General features: G+C 69.3%; 11 protein-coding genes. 4 read left to right on the forward strand and 7 right to left on the reverse strand.

The annotated features are described in order from the left end of the window. Positions 1-56: 56 nt before the first annotated feature. Positions 57-1,958, forward strand: coding sequence for a molecular chaperone HtpG (htpG, locus tag DS843_RS04910; protein WP_149467768.1), 1,902 nt, complete (start codon positions 57-59; stop codon positions 1,956-1,958). Positions 1,959-2,021: 63 nt separating this feature from the next. Here htpG and DS843_RS04915 read toward each other — a convergent pair whose 3' ends face one another. The 3 genes from DS843_RS04915 to glnK form a co-directional block, all read right to left on the reverse strand. Continuing rightward, positions 2,022-4,535, reverse strand: a complete 2,514-nt coding sequence (locus DS843_RS04915) for a DNA translocase FtsK (RefSeq protein ID WP_149467769.1) — start codon at positions 4,533-4,535, stop codon at positions 2,022-2,024. An 81-nt stretch (positions 4,536-4,616) separates the two neighbouring features. Further along, positions 4,617-5,849, reverse strand: a complete 1,233-nt coding sequence (locus DS843_RS04920; RefSeq protein ID WP_286191938.1) for an aminotransferase class I/II-fold pyridoxal phosphate-dependent enzyme — start codon at positions 5,847-5,849, stop codon at positions 4,617-4,619. 296 nt (positions 5,850-6,145) lie between these two features. Then, positions 6,146-6,484 carry a P-II family nitrogen regulator gene (gene glnK, locus DS843_RS04925; protein WP_149165486.1) on the reverse strand — a complete coding sequence of 113 codons (339 nt, stop codon included), beginning with the start codon at positions 6,482-6,484 and terminating at the stop codon, positions 6,146-6,148. A 317-nt stretch (positions 6,485-6,801) separates the two neighbouring features. On the opposite strand from glnK, the gene DS843_RS04930 reads away from it, so the two are divergent. Next, positions 6,802-8,052, forward strand: coding sequence for a UbiH/UbiF/VisC/COQ6 family ubiquinone biosynthesis hydroxylase (locus DS843_RS04930; protein WP_149467771.1), 1,251 nt, complete (start codon positions 6,802-6,804; stop codon positions 8,050-8,052). Between the two features lie 15 nt (positions 8,053-8,067). Here the strand turns inward: DS843_RS04930 and thpR are convergent, their stop codons facing one another. From thpR to DS843_RS04950, 4 genes are read right to left on the reverse strand one after another with little or no spacing between them, the layout of a single operon-like run. Then, positions 8,068-8,604 carry an RNA 2',3'-cyclic phosphodiesterase gene (gene thpR / locus DS843_RS04935; RefSeq protein WP_149467772.1) on the reverse strand — a complete coding sequence of 179 codons (537 nt, stop codon included), beginning with the start codon at positions 8,602-8,604 and terminating at the stop codon, positions 8,068-8,070. Between the two features lie 15 nt (positions 8,605-8,619). Beyond that, complete coding sequence (locus DS843_RS04940) at positions 8,620-9,663, reverse strand: NADP(H)-dependent aldo-keto reductase (RefSeq protein WP_149467773.1); 1,044 nt, start codon at positions 9,661-9,663, stop codon at positions 8,620-8,622. 12 nt (positions 9,664-9,675) lie between these two features. Then, positions 9,676-10,851 carry an FIST signal transduction protein gene (locus DS843_RS04945; RefSeq protein ID WP_149467774.1) on the reverse strand — a complete coding sequence of 392 codons (1,176 nt, stop codon included), beginning with the start codon at positions 10,849-10,851 and terminating at the stop codon, positions 9,676-9,678. A 6-nt stretch (positions 10,852-10,857) separates the two neighbouring features. Next, complete coding sequence (locus DS843_RS04950; protein WP_286191939.1) at positions 10,858-11,595, reverse strand: arylesterase; 738 nt, start codon at positions 11,593-11,595, stop codon at positions 10,858-10,860. A 4-nt stretch (positions 11,596-11,599) separates the two neighbouring features. Here DS843_RS04950 and DS843_RS04955 point away from each other — a divergent pair, with 4 nt between their 5' ends. Further along, positions 11,600-12,334, forward strand: coding sequence for an ABC transporter ATP-binding protein (locus tag DS843_RS04955; RefSeq protein ID WP_149467775.1), 735 nt, complete (start codon positions 11,600-11,602; stop codon positions 12,332-12,334). Positions 12,335-12,503: 169 nt separating this feature from the next. Next, complete coding sequence (locus tag DS843_RS04960) at positions 12,504-15,029, forward strand: ABC transporter permease (protein ID WP_149467776.1); 2,526 nt, start codon at positions 12,504-12,506, stop codon at positions 15,027-15,029. Positions 15,030-15,036 lie beyond the last annotated feature (7 nt).

The following is a 15,036-nucleotide window of genomic DNA, read 5'->3' on the forward strand; positions in this document are numbered from 1 at the left end:
GCCGTCCTTCCGACCCATCGACAAGCCCATCAACAAGAACGATCAAGGATGACACCATGACCGAGGAACGGCTCAGCTTCCAGGCCGAGGTCAGCCGCCTGCTCGACATCGTCGCGCACTCGCTCTACAGCGAGAAGGAAGTCTTCCTGCGCGAGCTGGTTTCCAACGCCTCCGACGCCTGCGACCGGCTGCGCTACGCCGCGCTGACGCAACCCGAACTGTCCGCGGACGACCCGAACCTGAAGGTCCGGCTGATCGTGGACAAGGAGGCGCGGACCCTGACCGTGGCCGACAACGGCATCGGCATGAACCGCGAGGATCTGGTCGAGAACCTGGGCACCATCGCGCGCTCCGGCACCGCCGCCTTCATGCGCAGCCTGAAGGAAAGCGCGAAGGAGGGCGCCAAAGACGGGGATGCCAAGAAGGACGTCAATCTGATCGGCCAGTTCGGCGTCGGCTTCTACTCCGCCTTCATGGTCGCCGACCGGGTGGAGGTGCTGACCCGCAAGGCCGGGGAGGCTCAGGGCTGGCGCTGGCTGTCGGACGGCAAGGGTGAATTCACCATCGCCGACGCGGCCGACCTGCCGCGCGGCACGCAGATCAAGCTGCACCTGCGCGAAGGCGACGACGAGTATTTGGAGGAGCACCGGCTCGCCACCATCGTCCGCAAATACTCCGACCACATCGCCATCCCGATCCTGTTCGGCGAAGGGGATGACGCCAAGTCGCTGAACAGCGCGTCCGCCCTGTGGATGCGTTCCAAGAACGAGATCACCGCGGACCAGTACAAGGAATTCTACCACCACGTCGGCCACGCCTTCGACGATCCGTGGCTGACCCTGCACTGGCGGGCGGAAGGGGCCATCGAATACACGAACCTGCTGTTCGTGCCGTCCTCCAAGCCGTTCGACCTGTTCGACCCCAAGCGCGCCCACCGGGTGAAGCTGTACGTCAAGCGCGTCTTCATCACCGATTCGGCGGAAGGTCTGCTGCCGCCCTATCTGCGCTTCCTGCGCGGCGTGGTGGACAGCGAGGATCTGCCGCTGAACATCAGCCGCGAGATGCTCCAGCACAACCCGATGCTGGCGAAGATCCGCGCCGGCCTGACCCGCCGCGTCCTGTCGGAGCTGGGCAAGAAGGCCCGCGACACCGAGAAGGCGGAGGAATACGCGGCCTTCTGGGAGAATTTCGGGGCCGTCCTGAAGGAAGGTCTCTACGACGACTACGAGCACCGGGACGATCTGCTGAAGCTGATGCGCTTCCGCAGCACCGCCGGTGACGAACTGGTCTCGCTGGAGGAGTATCTGGGCCGCATGAAGGAGGGCCAGGAGGCCATCTTCACGATCAGCGGCGACGACATCGAGACACTGAAGCGCAGCCCGCAGCTCGAAGGCTTCAAGGCCAAGGGCGTCGAGGTGCTGTTGCTGACCGACCCGGTGGACGAGTTCTGGGTGCCGTCGGTCGGCAGCTTCCAGGACAAGCCCTTCAAGTCGGTGACCCGCGGCGGCGCCGATCTCGGCAAGATCCAGGGCGGCGAGGAGAAGCCCGCCGAGGAGAAGGCGTCCGAAGGCGAGTTGACCGACCTGCTGGTCCTGCTGAAGCTGACGCTCCAGGACGCGGTGAAGGATGTCCGCCCGTCCGAGCGCCTGACCGACAGCGCCGTCTGCCTCGTCGCCGACGAGAACGACATGGACATGCACCTGGAACGCCTGCTGAAGCAGCACAAGCAGCTTGGCATGGACGCCCCGGCGGCCAAGCGCATCCTGGAGGTCAACCCCAGCCATCCGCTGATCAAGCGTCTCGCCGAGCGCGCCAAGGCGAGCGGGGCCGCGACCTCGCTGGACGACGCGGCGTGGCTGCTGCTCGACCAGGCCCGCATCGTGGAAGGCGAGGCCCTTCCTGACCCCGCCGCCTTCGCCCGCCGTCTGGCGAGCGCGATGGAGAAGGGGCTGGCGTAACGTTCCTCCCTGCCCCCCGCTCCCGGCGGACCTGAGGGTCGCCGGGAGCGGGGGAACGGGCGCTTATTCCTCGATGTTGCGGGCCAGGACTTCGCGCTTGCCGGCGTGGTTGGGCTTGCTGACCACGCCTTCGGTCTCCATCCGCTCGATCAGCCGGGCGGCGGAGTTGTAGCCGATGCGGAGTTGGCGCTGGATGAAGCTGGTCGACGCCTTGCGCTCGCGGCAGACCACGGCGACCGCCTTGTCGTAGAGGTCGTCGCCCGAGCCGCCGCCGGCCCCGCCCGACCCGTCGTCGAAGGAGCCGCCGTCCTCGTCGTCCTCTTCCGTGATGGCGTCGACGTAGCTGGGCTCGCCCTGCGTTTTCAGGAACTTCACCACCTGCTCCACCTCGCCGTCGGCGACGAAGGGACCGTGGACGCGGGTGATGCGGCCGCCGCCGGCCATGTAGAGCATGTCGCCCTGGCCGAGAAGCTGTTCCGCCCCCTGCTCGCCCAGGATGGTGCGGCTGTCGATCTTGCTGGTCACCTGGAAGCTGATGCGGGTCGGGAAGTTGGCCTTGATGGTGCCGGTGATGACATCCACCGAGGGGCGCTGCGTCGCCATGATCAGGTGGATGCCGGCGGCGCGGGCCATCTGGGCGAGCCGCTGGATCGCCGCCTCGATGTCCTTGCCCGCCACCAGCATCAGGTCGGCCATCTCGTCCACGATGACCACGATGTAGGGCAGCTCCTTCAGGTCGAGCGGCTGCTCCTCGAAGATCGGCTTGCCGGTGTCGGGGTCGAAGCCGGTCTGGACGCGGCGGGTCAGCAGTTCGCCGTCGGCGCGGGCCTCGCGCAGGCGGGCGTTGTAGCCCTCAATGTTGCGCACGCCCAGCTTGGACATGTTGCGGTAGCGGTCCTCCATCTCCCGCACCGTCCATTTCAGGGCGACGACCGCCTTCTTCGGGTCGGTGACGACCGGCGTCAACAGGTGGGGGATGCCCTCGTAGACCGACAGCTCCAGCATCTTGGGGTCGATCATGATGAAGCGGCAGCGGTCGGGCGGCAGGCGGTAGAGCAGCGAGAGGATCATCGTGTTGATCGCCACCGACTTGCCCGAGCCCGTCGTGCCGGCGACCAGCAGATGCGGGAAGCGGGCGAGGTCGGCCACCACCGACTGGCCGCCGATGTCCTTGCCGAGCGCCAGCAGCAGCTTGCCCGCCGTCTTGTCGAAGACGTCGCCGGCCAGCAGCTCGCGCAGCAGAACCGTTTCGCGCTTGGCGTTGGGAAGCTCGATGCCGATGACGTTGCGGCCCGGCACCACGGCGACGCGGACGGACACCGCGCTCATCGAGCGGGCGATGTCGTCGGCCAGACCGATGACGCGGGACGACTTGGTGCCGGGGGCCGGTTCCAGCTCGTAGAGCGTAACCACCGGGCCGGGATGGACCTTCTGCACCTCGCCGCGCACGCCGAAGTCGGACAGCACGCCCTCCAGCCTCACCGCGTTCTCGCGCAGCGCCGCCTCGTCCACCTTCTCGCCGCGCGCGCTGGTCGGGACGATCTGGAGCAGGTCGAGCGGCGGCAGCTCGTAGCCGTCCGCCTCCTCCAGATCGAGGGCGGTCTGCTTGGATGGCCGCCCCTGGTCGGCGGCCTTCGCCTTGCCTCCGGCGGGCGGGGTCACCACGGGAACGGCGCGGGTCCTGGCCTCGGCCCGCGGCTCCACGCTGATGGAGTCGGACAGGCGCGAGCGCGGCGCGGCGCGCAGGGTGGCGGAGCCGCTGTTCTCGTCCGAAGCGTCGTCCAGCGACGGGGCGGCGCCCCTCTTCCCCGCCGCCGCGAGGCTGGGTTCCCGCCGCAGCAGACCGCCGGTCTGGCGGGCGGCGTTGCGCGCGGCCTCGGCACCCTTGTCGCGCACGAAGGACAGGCCGGTGCGGGCACCCCGCCCGATGCGGGCGATGGCGGCGGCGGTCTCGCGCAGGCTGGCCACCCATTCGCGGATCGACAGGCCCATGGCGACGAACAGGATCAGCCCGCCGGCCACGCCCGCCACCGTGCCGACCGCCGGGTTTCCCGGCGCGCCGAACAGCAGTTTGCTGACGCCGTCCAGAAGCAGACCGCCAAAGCTGCCGCCAGGACGGCTCTTCAGCGGGTCCTCGCTCCCGCTGCTCATCCCCGCTAGGAACATGGCGACCAGAAGCACGCCCCACACCGCCAGCACGCTGCGGAACAGCGGGTGGCGCACGCTCTTCTGAAGGCTGAGGCGCCAGCCCCACATCATCGGGACGAGCGCCAGCAGATAGGCCGTCCAGCCCAGCGACTGGATCAGGATGTCCGCCAGATAGGCGCCGAACCGCCCGAACAGGTTGTGGATGTGGGCGCCCGCCGCCGGGACCGCGTTCCAGGAGGGGTCGGACCGGTCGTAGCTTCCCAGTATGACCATCAGCACCAGACCGACGACGCCCAGCGCGAATCCCGCCAGTTCGCGCGCCCGCGCCACCACGAAGGCGCGCGTGGCGGGCGAGAAGAAGGGCGGCTTTTCGGGCCGCGCACCGGCGCTTTTTCCGCTTCCGCTGCGGGGGCTTGCGGGTCGTGCCATGGGCAGAAGGTCCTCAGAACATGCTGTACCGGACCCGACCTTTTGGAAAACGGGCCGGGGTGATGGGATGGACGAAAACTCTTATCCCAGAATGCGGGCGATGGCGGCGCAGGCGTGGCCGACCGTCTCGGCGTCGTTCACCAGCGCGATGCGGATGAAGGGCGCGCCGGGATTCGCCTCGCCGGGGTTGCAGCGGGTCAGGTAGGCGCCGGGCAGGACGCGGATGCCGCCTTCCGCCCACAGGCGGCGCGTCGCCTCCTCTCCGTCGCCGACCTCCAGCCACAGGAAGAAGCCGCCGTCCGGACGGTAATAGCCGTAACGCCCCTTCAGCGAAGCTTCCGCCGCGTCGAACTTGGCGCGGTAGAGCGCGCGGTTCTCCTCCACATGCGCCTCGTCCCGCCACAGGGCGGCGCTGGCCGCCAGCACCGGCAGGGGCATCCCGGCGTTGGAGTAGCTGCGCAGGCGGGTGAAGCGGGACATCAGCTCCGGATCGCCGGCCACGAAGCCCGACCGCAGCCCGGCGGCGCTCGACCGCTTGGACAGGGAATGGAAGACCAGGATGTTCGCCCAGGGCTTCCCACCGTGATCGAGCCCCGAAGCGACCTGCAGCGCGCCGACCGGCGGCTTGTCCAGGTAGATCTCGGCGTAGCACTCGTCCACCGCCAGGATGAAGCCGTAGCGGCGCGCCAGCCCGATCGCCCGCTCCAGATAGGCGGCGTCCGCCGCCGCCCCCTGCGGGTTGGCCGGGGTGCAGAGGTAGAACAGCGCCGTGCGCTCCAGCAGCTCCGGAGTCAGCGCGTCCAGATCGGGCAGGAAGCCGGTCTCGCGGGTGGAGGGCAGGAACACCGGCTCCGCCCCGGCCAGCAGGGCCGCCCCCTCGTAGGGCGCGTAGAAGGGGTTGGGCATCAGCACCGCCGGCTGACGGCCCGCCTTGCTCTGCGGCACGGCCAGCAGGGCCAGCAGGAACAGCGCCTCGCGCGTGCCGGACACCGGCAGGACGGATGTTTCGGCGTCGAACAGACCGTCCGGCAGGGCGTAGCGGCGCGACAGCCAGCCGCCAACCGCCTCGCGGAACTCCGGCGTGCCGCCGACCGGCGGATATTTGCCCCACAGATGGGCATTGGCGCGCAGCGTCTCGTCGATGATGGCCGGCGGCTGGTGCTGCGGCTCGCCCACCGACATCATGATCGGCTCCGCGTTGGTGCGCGGCGTCACCCCGGACAGCAGCGCCGCCAGCCGGGTGAAGGGGTAGTCGGACAGCCGGTCGAGCCGGTCGTTGACGAGAGCGAAGGTGCCGAGGTCCGGGAGCGACATGCCGCCGAAGATCCTTTCCATGAGGACGGCCCGGAAGAGGCGCGGCCCGATACGAAACGGAAACGATCCTACCGGCGGTGGAGTCCCGGCACAAGGGCACAAAACCGGACGAGGCCCGGTCAAGGGAAAGCATACGCCGCAGGTTCCGGCGGCATTGGCACCGCGGCGGAAAGACTGGCGTCCCCGGCCTCAAGTCGCCAAGCAGATCATCGGCGCCGCACGGAAAGAAAAAGCGGAAGGGGCCGGGCCGTTCCGCCCCGCCCTGTCCGCCCCCTGCCCCCTTCGCCCGATCCGTCTTAGAGAGCTTCGGCGTTGGTCTCGCCGGTGCGGATGCGCACGGCCTGGGCGATGTCCAGCACGAAGATCTTGCCGTCGCCGATGCGGCCGGTGTTGGCGGCCTTCTGGATCGCCTCGACCACCTGCTCGTACTGGTCGTCGGACACGGCGACCTCGACCTTCACCTTGGGCAGGAAGCTCACGGAATACTCGGCGCCGCGGTAGATCTCGGTCTGACCCTTCTGGCGTCCGAAGCCCTTCACCTCGCTCACCGTCAGGCCCTGAATCCCGAGCGAGGTCAGCGCCTCGCGCACTTCGTCGAGCTTGAACGGCTTGATGATGGCCATAACCAGTTTCATGTGGCTTCCCCTTGGTATGCATGTTTGCGGGCTCTTGCGGTCGCCCGGTCCCTCTCGGCCGATCCCGCCTTGCCGGCGGGTTATCCGAACGTGACTCGAGCGTGTTCGCCTCGACCGCAAAAATCAACGTCTTCAAAAATCGTGCCGGTTGCAGAAGCCGTCCTTTTCAGAGGTTTTCGGCTGTTTCGCCATTCGATTGGGCAGGTCATGCCTATTCTTTACGCAATCCAGGGGCCGCGACGCAGCGCCGCTGGACATCCGGACCAAGCGGAACGATTGTTCGTACCCGTCTACACTGATCGAAGGGCAGCGCCATCATGACCGAATCGGGCACCACCGCAGCGCAGGAGATCACGACCGAGGTCGTCGTGTTGGGCGGCGGACTGGCCGGGCTCAGCATGGCGGCGGCGCTGGCCACCGCGGGCGTTCCGGTGGTCTGCATCGACCGCGACAGCCCGGACCGGCAGGCGGGGGACGATTTCGACATCCGCACCACGGCGGTCGCCTACGCCTCGATGAAGGTGCTGGAGGGGGCGGGCGTGTGGAAGCACATGGAGCCCTGCGCCGGTCCCATCCTGGACATCCGCGTGGCCGACCAGTTCTCGCCCCTGTTCGTCCATTACGACCACAAGGACCTGACCTGGGACGGCAAGAACCAGCCCTTCGGCTGGATTCTCGACAACAAGGACATGCGCCGCGCCCTGTTCGCCCGCGCGAAGGAACTGCCCGGCCTGCACCATCTGGCCCCGGCCCAGGCCGTCTCGATCGAGCGCAACCGCAGCGGCGCCACCGTGAAACTGGCCGACGGGCGGGTGGTCAAGGCGCGGCTGGTCGTCGGGGCCGACGGGCGCCGCTCGCTGGCGCGGGAAAGCGCGGGGATCAAGCTGCGCACCTGGGCCTACGACCAGTCCGCCATCATCTGCACGATCCGCCATTCGGAGCCGCACAACGGCGTGGCGGTGGAGCATTTCCTGCCCAACGGCCCCTTCGCCGTTCTGCCGATGACGGAGAACCGCTCCTCCATCGTGTGGAGCGAGAAGCGGTCGCTGGTGGACATGTACCTGAAGCTGCCGGAGGACCAGTTCATCGACGAGCTGACCCGGCGGTCCGGTGGCTATCTGGGCGACATCGAACTGCTGACCCGGCGTGACGCCTGGCCGCTGTCGGTCCTGCTGGCCGAGCGCTTCATCGCGGAGCGCGTGGCCCTGATCGGCGAGGCCGCCCACGCCATCCATCCCATCGCCGGGCAGGGCCTGAACCTGGGCCTGCGCGACGTGGCGGCCCTGGCGGAGGTGATCGTGGACGCCCACCGGCTGGGGCTGGACGTCGGCTCTCCGGAGGTGCTGGCCCGCTTCCAGCGCTGGCGCCGCTTCGACACGGTGCTCCTGGCCGCGGTGTGCGACGGTCTGGTGCACCTGTTCTCCAACAACATCCCGCCGATCAAGCTGGCCCGCGACGTCGGCATGGCCGTCGTCAACCGCCTGCCGCCGCTGAAGCGCTTCTTCATGCGGCACGCGATGGGCGTGGTGGGTGAGTTGCCGCGGATGATCCGGGGCGTGCCGCTGTAAGGGGCGGCTCGCCCATCACCCCAACCCATACTCCGACAACGCCTCGTACACCGCGGCCCCCTTGCCCAGGTGGCTGCGGTAGAGGGTGAAGTGGTCCATCCGGATCGGGCCGGCGCGGAACAGCCCGCGTTCCTCGACGAAGCGCCCGATCCGGTCCTTCGGCGCGTCCTTCAGCCGGGCGAGCGTGACGTGGGGCGAGAACTTGCGCTCCTCCGCCGGAAGGCCGCAGCGGACCAGCGCCGATTCGATCTTGGACTGGAGGTGCGACAAGGCGTCGCTGCGCTCCACCCCGACCCAGAGGATGCGGGCGCCCCGGCCGCTGCCGAACACGCCCACGCCGTCCAAAACCAGATCGAAGGCCGGAGCCGCGATCTGCGCCAAAGCCTCGTCGATCTCCGCCGCCTGATCGTCCGGCACCTCCCCGATGAAGCGGAGAGTCAGGTGCAGGTTGTCCGCATCGGTCCAGCGGGCGCCGGGCACGCCGCCGCCCAGCCCCGCCAGACGCTGGCGCACATCCTCCGGAAAATCGAGAGCGACGAAGAGACGAATCATGGGTTTACGGGCCGGTTACGGGCAGGGATCGGGGAAGCGGGCGTTCACCGCCTCGATGTCCTTCCACGCCTCGTCCGACAGCGTGACGTTCACCGCCGCGATGTTGGACTTCAGGTCCTCCATGTTGGTCGCCCCGATCAGGGAGGACGCCACGAAGGGCTGGTGCAGGGTGAAGGCAATGGCCATCTGCGTCGGCGACAGGCCGTGGCGCCGGGCCACGTCCAGGTACTCGCTCGTGGCGAGGTCGGCGTTGACGGTGGCGTAGCGCGACTTGCGGTGATCCAGCGACCGGCGGCTGCCGGCGGGCATGGCGCCGTCCAGATACTTGCCCGACAGGGTGCCGGCGGCCAGCGGCGAGTAGGCCAGCAAACCGACATCCTCGCGGATCGACACCTCGGCTAGCCCCTGCTCGAAGCTGCGGTTCAGCAGGTTGTAGGCGTTCTGGATCGAGGCGATGCGCGGCAGGCCCTTCTCCTCCGCCAGCTTCACGAACTGCATCACGCCCCAGGGCGTCTCGTTGGACACGCCGACGTGGCGCACCTTGCCGGACTTCACCAACTCGTCCAGAGCGGACAGCGTCTCCTCGATGGGGGTGCCATCCTTCTCAGGCCGGTGGACGTAGTTGCGCGCACCGAAGCGGTTGGTGGGGCGGTCGGGCCAGTGAAGCTGGTACAGGTCGATGTAGTCGGTCTGGAGCCGGCGCAGGCTGGCCTCCACCGCCGCGAAGATGTTGGCGCGGTCCAGCTTCGCCTGACCGCCGCGCACCCAGGAAAAACCGCCGTCGGCAAAGCCGATGACCTTGGTCGCCAGGATCACCTTGTCGCGCTTGCCGGTCGCCTTGAACCAGGTGCCGATGATCTCCTCCGTACGTCCGTACGTGTCGGCGGTCGGGGGGACGGCGTACATCTCCGCGGTGTCCCAGAAGGTCACGCCCTCGCCGAGCGCGTAGTCCATCTGGGCGTGGCCTTCGGCCTCGGTGTTCTGGCGGCCCCAGGTCATGGTGCCCAGGCCGATGGCGCTGACCGACAGGCCGGTGCGGCCGAGCGGACGGTATTGCATAGGATGTGGTCCTTAGAGGAACAGGGTGAGCACGCCCGTGTATCCATACAGGCGCGCGTTGGAAATCTCTCCGCTGGCGAAGAAGCCGGCCAGCGGGATGTCGCCGAAGGTCTCGCGGATCAGCGCCAGTTCCTGGCTGCCCTCGCCGAACAGGCTGGGGCCGCGGGCGATGCAACTGACGTACAGCGCGCCCTTCGGCGTGGTCTTCACGCGCTTCTTCAGGTTCGCCAGCATGCGGCGCATGTCGGCTTCGGCGCTCTGCTGGTCGCGGCGGGTGAACAGGATGGGCTGGCCGCTCTGCACATGGTGGGCGACGGCGATCCATCCGGCGCGCGGGTCGATGGCGATCAGGTCGCGGACCAGATAATCCGCCGTGTCGCTCCCGGCGATGGGCAGCCCGGCGAAAATGTAGCCGGACACCCGCTTCAGGTCGCGGGCCAACAGTTCGCCGATGTCCTCCTTGAAGACGTCCAGCGCGGGGCGCCCGTCGATCTCCAGGACGACGTTGTCCTCCGCCGCGGTGATGGTGCGCACGGGGCCGATGGGCGTGCAGCCCTGGCTGAGGCCGGTGGCGACCGGAACCTGCGGGGCGAACAGCACGCCGGACACGCCGCCGTCCGCCACCGGTCCGGCGGTCATCGTGGCGGTGTTGCCGGGGATGGTGAATTGCGGGAACTCCGACCGCGAGGCCGACAGGCCGCCGACCAGGAAAGCCCCCGTCGATTCCGCCAGCGAAACGACCAACCCCGCCAAATCCTGGTGACGCGGGTCGGCGTGTGCGAGTGCCAGCATGGCGCCGTGCTTGTCCAGCCAGCCGCCGGCCATGCGGCGCAACGGCTCCATGTCGCCGGACACCACCGGGAACAGGCGGAAACCCTCCGCCGGAAGCCGCGCCACCATGACGGCGATGCCCGGCTTGTCGAAGATTTCCTCGTCGTTGGCGCAGACGCCGATGCCGACCGTGCCCACCCAGTCGCGGATGCCGGTGACGCCGCGCAGCAGCGTGACCATGCTGGTCGCGTGCTCCGCCAGCGCGTCGGTGATGTAGAGGAAGCCGAGGTTGCAGCCCTCCACGTTCCCGAGTTCGTCCAGGCAGGACTTCACGACGGCGCCCCATTCGGTGCCGGTGGCCGAGGCGGCCTTGAAGAAGGTTTCGGTGGCGGCGGTGTCGCTGGTCAGGGTCGCCATGGGTCTTCAGCCTCCGTTCTTGGCGATGCCGTCCAGAAGGCGGGCGACATGGGGCGCGATGCGCTCCACGATCACCTTCACGCCGGCCGCGTTGGGATGGATGCCGTCCGGCTGGTTCAGCGCGGCGTCCGCCGCCACGCCGTCCAGAAAGAACGGGTAGAGCTGTACGTTGTACGTCTTCGCCAACTCCGGGTATATGGCGTTGAAGCGCTCTCCGTACGCGCGCCCCAGACTTGGTGAGGCGTACATCCCGGCGAGGAGTAAGGGCAGCCTCTCGCCGGTCAGCCGCTTCAGGATGGCGTCGAGGTTGGCGCGCGCCGCCGCGGGGTCGAGCCCGCGCAGCATGTCGTTGGCCCCCAGTTCCACCAGCACGGCGTCCGGCTTGTCGGCCAGCGCCCAGTCGAGCCGCGACAGCCCGCCCGCCGTGGTGTCGCCCGACACGCCGGCGTTGACGACGGTCACGTCGTAGCCCTTTTCCCGCAGCGCCGCCTGCAACTGCGGAGTGAAGGACTGTGCTTCGGGAAGGCCGTAGCCGGCGGTCAGGCTGTCGCCGAGCGCGAGCAGCGTGAACGGTCCCTTTCCCCCGCCGTTCTGGGCGAGCGCGGGCGCCGTCATGCCGGCCACCGCAACCGCGACGAGAGCGGCAAGCCCCGACCGAAGGAGGGCCATGTTGAAATGGCGGCGCACCATGCCATATGGCGTGAGGTTTTCCCGCCCGTTCCCCTGCCCGTTCCAGAGACGCATGCCAATGTCCCGACCCGATTCCGTTGCCTCTGCCATCGTCGATCTCGACGAGGTGCATCTGAGATTGGACAGCGCGGCCGGACCCGTCAACATCCTGAGAGGCTTGAGTCTCCGCATCCAGCCCGGTGAACGGGTCGGCGTGGTCGGCCCGTCGGGCTCCGGCAAATCGACCATGATGATGGTCATGGCCGGGCTGGAACGCCCAACGGGCGGGACCGTGCGCGTCGCCGGACAGGATCTGGGCCGGCTGGACGAGGACGGGCTTGCGCGCTTCCGCCGCGACCATGTGGGGATCGTCTTCCAGGCTTTCCACCTCGTGCCGACGATGACCGCGCTGGAGAACGTCGCCATCCCCCTGGAATTCGCCGGGGCCGCCGACGCCTTCGACCGCGCGCGCGACGGGCTGGAGGCGGTCGGGCTGGGGCATCGGCTGACCCATTATCCGGGCCAGTTGTCCGGCGGCGAGCAGCAGCGCGTCGCCCTGGCGCGCGCCTTCGTCGCGGAGCCGTCGCTTCTCCTGGCCGACGAGCCGACCGGCAACCTCGACATCGGCACCGGCGCCACCATCGTGGAATTGCTGTTCGACCTCGCCGAGCGGCGCGGCACGACGCTGGTGCTGATCACCCACGATCCGTCCCTGGCCGAGCGCTGCGACCGGACCGTGCGTCTGACCGACGGGCGCATCGTGGACGACGGCTTGGCCGCCCGCGCCGAGCGCGTGCGCGTGGCGGGGGATTGAGAGATTTTTAGGGAGGTGCGGGCGCTGGGCCCCCCTCCCGGCCTCCCCCCACTTCGCGGGGGAGGAGATGAAGCCCTCCCCCGCCGAAGGTGGGGGAGGGTTGGGTGGGGGCCCGACACGACCACTCCCCCATCCACCCGCACAGCCACATTCCCCGCCGGACACCGCCATGACCAACCTCGTCCTTGCCTTCCGTCTGGCCCGCCGCGAGCTGCGCGGGGGGCTGAAGGGGTTCCGCATCTTCCTGGCCTGCCTGACGCTGGGCGTCGCCGCCATCGCGGCGGTGAACTCCGTGTCCGGCGGCGTGCTGTCGGGGTTGCAGGCGGACGGGCGGGCGATCCTGGGCGGCGACGTCGCGCTGCGGCAGATCTACACGCCGCCGACCGACGCGCAGCGTGCCTGGCTGGAACAGGCCGGTCGACTGTCGCAATCGGTGGAGATGCGCGCCATGGCCCGCTCCGCCGACGATGTGCGGTCCACGCTGGTGGAGCTGAAGGCGGTGGACGGGCTCTACCCGCTCTACGGGTCCGTCGCCCTGGCGCCGGAGGGGGACCTGCACACGGCACTCGCCAACCGCGACGGGCGCTGGGGCGCGCTGGTCGAGGACGGGCTGCTCGACCGGCTGGGGCTGAAGACCGGCGACACGCTGCGGCTGGGCGAAGGCGAATTCACCGTCCGCGGCGTCCTGACGCGGGAGCCGGACCGCGCCTCCAACGGCGCCTTCTCGCTGGGGCCGCGGGTGATGATCGGCCTGCCGTCGCTGGAGGGCACCGGCCTGCTCCAGCCCGGCAGCATCGTCTATTGGACCGCCAAGCTGGCCCTGCCGCCGGGCACCGATGTGGCGGCGTGGCAGGAGAGGCTGCGGGAGCGCTTTCCCGACGCCGGCTGGCGGGTCCGCGACTTCACCAACGCCTCCCCCCAGATCGAGCGCTTCATCGACCGCATGACCCTGTTCCTGACGCTGGTCGGGCTGACCGCCCTGCTGGTCGGCGGGGTCGGGGTGGGCAACGCGGTGCGCAGCCATCTGGATTCGCGCGCCCGCACCATCGCCACGCTGAAATGCCTGGGCGCGCCGGGCGATCTGGTCTTCCAGGTCTATCTGCTGCAGATCCTCGCGCTGTCGGGGCTGGGCATCCTGTTCGGGTTGCTGCTTGGCGCGGTGGCGCCGCTGGGGCTGGGGTCGCTGCTCGATTCGGTGCTGCCAGTCCCCGTCCGGATCGGCGTCTATCCGGGCGCCTTGGCCCTGGCCGCGCTCTACGGCCTGCTGACCGCCCTGACCTTCTCGCTGTGGCCACTGGGCCGCGCGCGGGAGGTGCCGGCGGCGGCGCAGTTCCGCGACGTCGTGGCGCCCGCCGGGGGCCGCCCGCGCGCGGTCTATCTGGCGGCGATGGCGCTGACCGTCGCGGCGCTGGCCGCGCTGGCCGTCGCCACGGCGCACAACAGGATGTTCGCCGCCTGGTTCGTCGGCGGTTCCATCGCCACCTTCCTCGCCTTCCGTGTGGCCGCGTGGCTGGTGGTGCGCGGGGCTGCGGCGGCTGGGCGTCCGCGCCGTCCGGGGCTGCGGCTGGCGCTCGCCAACCTGCACCGGCCCGGCAACCCGACCGGGGCGGTGGTGCTGTCGCTCGGCCTCGGCCTGACGGTGCTGGTCGCCATCGCCCTGATCGAGGGCAACTTCTCCCGCCGCGTCAACGAGACGATCCCGAAGGACGCGCCCAGCTTCTTCTTCGTGGACATCCAGCCCGACCAGTTCGAACCGCTGAAACAGATGGTCACCGGTCTGCCCGGCACCAGCGGGTTCGAGGCCGTGCCGTCCATGCGCGGGCGGATCGAGACGGTGAACGGCCAGCCAGCGGACAAGGCGCTGGTCAATCCCGAGCAGTCCTGGGTGCTGTCCGGCGACCGCGGCATCACCTATTCCGCCAAGCTGCCCGAGCATTCGGAGATCGTCGCCGGGTCCTGGTGGCCGGAGGATTACAAGGGCGCGCCGCTGATCTCCATCCACCAGAATGTGGCGAGCGCCTTCGGCATCGGTCCCGGCGCGGCCATGGGGATCAACATCCTGGGCCGCACCATCGAGGCGAAGGTCGCCAACGTGCGCGCCGCCGATTTCTCGACGCTGGCCATCAACTTCGCCCTGGTCTTCGCTCCCGGCACGCTGGAGCGCGCGCCGCAGACCTGGATCGCCACCGTCCGCAGCACCCCGGCGGCGGAGCCGGAGGTTCAGCGCTCCGTCCTGCAACGCTTCCCCAACGTGACGCTGGTGCGGGTGAAGGACGCGCTGGACACGGTGGGCACCATGCTGGGCCACATCGGAACGGCGGTGCGCATCACCGCGGGCATCACGCTGGCCGCCGGCACGCTGGTGCTGGCCGGGGCGGTCGCCGCCGGGCACCGCCGCCGGGTCTACGACGCGGTGGTCCTGAAGGTCCTGGGCGCGACGCGGGCCGATGTGCTGAAGGCGTTTCTTCTGGAATACGGGCTGCTGGGCATCCTGACCGCCGCCATCGCCGGGGTCATCGGCACCATCACGGCCTGGGCGGTGATGACCTTCCTGATGCGCTGGGACTGGACCTTCCTGCCGTCCGCCGTGCTGACCACTGCCCTGCTCAGCACCGCCATCACGCTGGCCTTCGGCTTCCTCGGGACGTGGCGGGCGCTCGGCCAGCCCTCCGCCCCCCTGCTGCGCAACGACTGACGGCGGG

The sequence above is a fragment of the Roseomonas genomospecies 6 genome (assembly GCF_008365375.1).
Taxonomy (GTDB): Bacteria; Pseudomonadota; Alphaproteobacteria; order Azospirillales; family Azospirillaceae; genus Azospirillum.

What these genes read in the sequence shown, in the direction of transcription:
- DS843_RS04950 (WP_286191939.1), bottom strand. Translation starts at nt 11,595, where the DNA reads ATGCGTCTCTGGAACGGGCAGGGGAACGGGCGGGAAAACCTCACGCCA.
- DS843_RS04940 (WP_149467773.1), bottom strand. Translation starts at nt 9,663, where the DNA reads ATGCAATACCGTCCGCTCGGCCGCACCGGCCTGTCGGTCAGCGCCATC.
- glnK (WP_149165486.1), bottom strand. Translation starts at nt 6,484, where the DNA reads ATGAAACTGGTTATGGCCATCATCAAGCCGTTCAAGCTCGACGAAGTG.
- thpR (WP_149467772.1), bottom strand. Translation starts at nt 8,604, where the DNA reads ATGATTCGTCTCTTCGTCGCTCTCGATTTTCCGGAGGATGTGCGCCAG.
- DS843_RS04960 (WP_149467776.1), top strand. Translation starts at nt 12,504, where the DNA reads ATGACCAACCTCGTCCTTGCCTTCCGTCTGGCCCGCCGCGAGCTGCGC.
- DS843_RS04930 (WP_149467771.1), top strand. Translation starts at nt 6,802, where the DNA reads ATGACCGAATCGGGCACCACCGCAGCGCAGGAGATCACGACCGAGGTC.
- DS843_RS04945 (WP_149467774.1), bottom strand. Translation starts at nt 10,851, where the DNA reads ATGGCGACCCTGACCAGCGACACCGCCGCCACCGAAACCTTCTTCAAG.
- DS843_RS04915 (WP_149467769.1), bottom strand. Translation starts at nt 4,535, where the DNA reads ATGGCACGACCCGCAAGCCCCCGCAGCGGAAGCGGAAAAAGCGCCGGT.
- htpG (WP_149467768.1), top strand. Translation starts at nt 57, where the DNA reads ATGACCGAGGAACGGCTCAGCTTCCAGGCCGAGGTCAGCCGCCTGCTC.
- DS843_RS04955 (WP_149467775.1), top strand. Translation starts at nt 11,600, where the DNA reads ATGTCCCGACCCGATTCCGTTGCCTCTGCCATCGTCGATCTCGACGAG.
- DS843_RS04920 (WP_286191938.1), bottom strand. Translation starts at nt 5,849, where the DNA reads ATGTCGCTCCCGGACCTCGGCACCTTCGCTCTCGTCAACGACCGGCTC.